Genomic DNA, 3,080 nt, shown 5'->3' with positions numbered 1-3,080 from the left:
AGACCGCCTAAACTTAAGACAGTCTGGTATTACACATTTTATTTATTTCAACTGTCTACTTGACACGGTACGTATCATTTTCGAGCTGTTTTTGCTTTTTTACCAGGGGATTTTAAGTCTGACTAGAGGAAAATGGTATACTAGAATTATTACAGTTTATGAGGGAGTGAAAGATGTCGGAACAAGCACAAAGACAGGAATTACATCGGAAAATTTGGTCGATTGCGGATGATGTTCGTGGAGCAGTTGACGGCTGGGATTTCAAACAATATGTTTTAGGGATCCTCTTCTATCGCTTTATTAGTGAAAATTTTAAAGCCTATATTGAAGGCGGTGATGAAAGCATTCACTATGAAGATGTTCCAGAAGATCTGATTACAAAAGAGGTCAGAGAAGATGCCATTAAAACCAAGGGCTATTTCATTATGCCGCATCAGCTTTTTTCCAGTGTCGTGAAGACAGCTAAAGATAATAAAAATTTGAATACGGAGCTCAAGGAAATTTTTGATGCTATTGAAGCCAGTGCGGTTGGTTATGATAGTGAGCATGATATTAAAGGCCTCTTTGCAGATGTCGATACTACCAGTAATCGGTTGGGAAGTACAGTTATTGACCGTAATCAGCGCTTGAGCAAGATTTTGAAGAAAATTGCGGAACTTGATTTTGATCAGTTTGAGGATAGTTCAATTGATTTATTTGGGGATGCTTACGAGTATTTGATTTCCAAGTATGCTTCCAACGCAGGTAAATCGGGTGGAGAATTTTTCACACCTCAGAATGTTTCCCGACTGTTGGCTCGTATTGTTATGCTGGGTAAAGATGAGAAAAATAAGATTAACAAGATTTATGACCCAGCTTGTGGATCTGGCTCACTTTTGCTTCAAGCGAAAAAGCAATTTACAGAGCATATCATCGAGGATGGTTTTTATGGTCAGGAAATCAATATGACCACTTATAATCTAGCCCGGATGAACATGTTCCTGCATAATATCAACTATGACAAATTTAGTATTGAGCGGGGAGATACTCTATTAGATCCCAAGCATAGTGATGACAAGCCTTTTGATGCAATTGTATCCAATCCTCCTTACTCTATTAAATGGATTGGCAAGGATGATCCAACGCTGATTAATGATGACCGCTTTGCACCCGCTGGCGTTTTGGCACCTAAGTCTAAGGCCGATTTTGCTTTTATTATGCATAGTCTGTCTTATCTTTCGAATAAAGGCCGAGCAGCGATTGTAACCTTCCCAGGAATTTTTTACCGAGGTGGTGCGGAGAAGAAAATTCGGAAGTACTTGGTTGAGGCTAACTTTGTGGAGGCTGTGATTCAGTTACCAGATAATCTCTTTTTCGGAACTTCCATTGCTACCTGTATTTTGATTTTGGCTAAGAATAAACCGACTACAGATATCCTCTTTATTGATGCTAGTCAGCAGTTTAAAAAAGAAACCAATAACAATGTTTTGACAGAAGAAAATATTGAGAAAATCTTGGATAGTATTGAAAGCAAGGAAAATGAAGATTACTTTGCCAAACTAGTTCCTCAGGAAAAAATCGCTGAAGAGGAGTACAATCTGTCTGTATCGACCTATGTGGAAAAAGAGGATACCCGCGAGAAGATTGACATCAAGGTCTTGAATCAAGAAATCGCAGCGACTGTTCAAAAAATTGATACTCTACGAGCAGAGATTGATCAGATTGTCGAGGAGCTCGGCTATGACGACTAATATAATCCTTTATCGAACAGACGACGGGAAGTCGGCTATCGAACTACATTTGGAGAATGGGACCGTTTGGCTTACCCAGTTGGAACTAGCCGAGTTGTTTCAAACTTCGAAGCAGAATATCAGTAAGCACATCAAGGCGATTTTTGAGGATGGGGAGCTGGATGAAAAAGTGGTTGTCAACTATCAGTTGACAACCACTCAACACGGTGCTATGACTGGAAAAACCCAGTCACGTAAGACAGCTTTCTACAATCTCGATATGATTTTAGCGATTGGTTACCGAGTCCGCTCACCACGTGGGGTCCAGTTCCGCCAGTATGCTTCCACAGTCCTCAAGGAATATCTAACCAAAGGCTTTGCGATGGATGATGACCGTCTGAAAAACCTGGGTGGCGGTACCTATTTCAAGGAACTGCTAGAGCGAATCCGTGATATCCGTTCCAGTGAGAAGGTTTTTTATCGCCAAATCCTGGATCTTTTTGCGACTTCTAGTGACTACAATGCCAAGAGTCCAGAAGCCAAGACCTTTTTTGCGACTGTCCAAAATAAGATGCACTATGCAATTCACCATCATACCGCGAGTGAACTCATTTATGAGCGCGTGGACAGTAATCAGGAATTTATGGGCTTAACAACCTTTAAAGGTCACCTACCGAGCCTAGCAGAAGCTAAGGTGGCTAAAAATTACTTGTCGGAGCAAGAGTTACAAGGACTTAATCAGTTGGTTTCAGGATACCTGGATTTTGCAGAGCGCCAAGCTGGCCGCCAGCAAATTATGACCATGCAAGACTGGGTCGACCATGTGGATAGAATCCTTGCGGCAACCGGTGAAGACCTTTTGAGCCATGCGGGAAAAATTTCACATGAACAGATGGTCGACAAGGTCACAAGCGAATACCAAAAATACCAAACTAAGACCCTTAGTCAGGTAGAAAAAGACTACCTCGAGGAGATTAAAAGTTTGGAAGAGATTGCTAAGAAAGGAGGCTCCTGATGACCTATATTGAAGAGCTGATCAAAGAACACTGTCCCAATGGAGTAGAGTGGAAAACTTTGGGAGAGGTATGTAAGATTGAAACAGGAAAATTGAATGCGAATGCTGCTGTTGAAAATGGTACTTATCCATTTTTTACAACAGCAAAAGAAATTAGTCGCATTGATACGTATAGATGGGATACGGAGGCCCTGTTAATTGCAGGGAATGCAAATGTAGGAGATATTAAGGGCACTTCTAAAAACCAGAAGTATTCCGTCATATAAAAAAGAAGGGACTCTTGCCCTCTAATTTCCAGCAAGAGTCCCTGTATTTCCTACTTTTCTATCCCGATTATCGGGAGAATTCTGATTTTT

Annotated in this window: 3 protein-coding genes; all 3 read left to right on the top strand. The window is 41.0% G+C overall.

The features are described from left to right. Positions 1–173 precede the first annotated feature (173 nt). The 3 genes from N4310_RS08030 to N4310_RS08020 are packed head-to-tail and all read left to right on the top strand — an operon-like array spanning position 174 to position 2,990. Positions 174–1,730 carry a type I restriction-modification system subunit M gene (locus N4310_RS08030; protein ID WP_262092761.1) on the top strand — a complete coding sequence of 519 codons (1,557 nt, stop codon included), beginning with the start codon at positions 174–176 and terminating at the stop codon, positions 1,728–1,730. Then, the gene (locus N4310_RS08025) at positions 1,720–2,724 is read left to right on the top strand and encodes a virulence RhuM family protein (protein ID WP_262092760.1); all 1,005 of its coding nucleotides are present in this window, start codon (positions 1,720–1,722) and stop codon (positions 2,722–2,724) included. The genes N4310_RS08030 and N4310_RS08025 overlap by 11 nt, the downstream gene beginning before the upstream one ends. After that, entirely contained in the window at positions 2,724–2,990 is a 267-nt protein-coding gene (locus tag N4310_RS08020; RefSeq protein WP_262092759.1) for a restriction endonuclease subunit S, read from the top strand. Before N4310_RS08025 ends, N4310_RS08020 begins: the two co-directional genes overlap by 1 nt. The last annotated feature ends 90 nt before the right edge of the window (positions 2,991–3,080 follow it).

Origin of the sequence: Streptococcus danieliae (assembly GCF_025447695.1) — a bacterium.
Lineage (GTDB): Bacteria > Bacillota > Bacilli > Lactobacillales > Streptococcaceae > Streptococcus > Streptococcus danieliae.
The sequence above is the reverse complement of the archived record's forward strand: the minus strand, read 5'-3'. Positions and strand labels throughout refer to the sequence as shown.

Coding starts and splice junctions, on each gene's coding strand:
- N4310_RS08030 (WP_262092761.1), top strand. CDS start 174: ATGTCGGAACAAGCACAAAGACAGGAATTACATCGGAAAATTTGGTCG.
- N4310_RS08025 (WP_262092760.1), top strand. CDS start 1,720: ATGACGACTAATATAATCCTTTATCGAACAGACGACGGGAAGTCGGCT.
- N4310_RS08020 (WP_262092759.1), top strand. CDS start 2,724: ATGACCTATATTGAAGAGCTGATCAAAGAACACTGTCCCAATGGAGTA.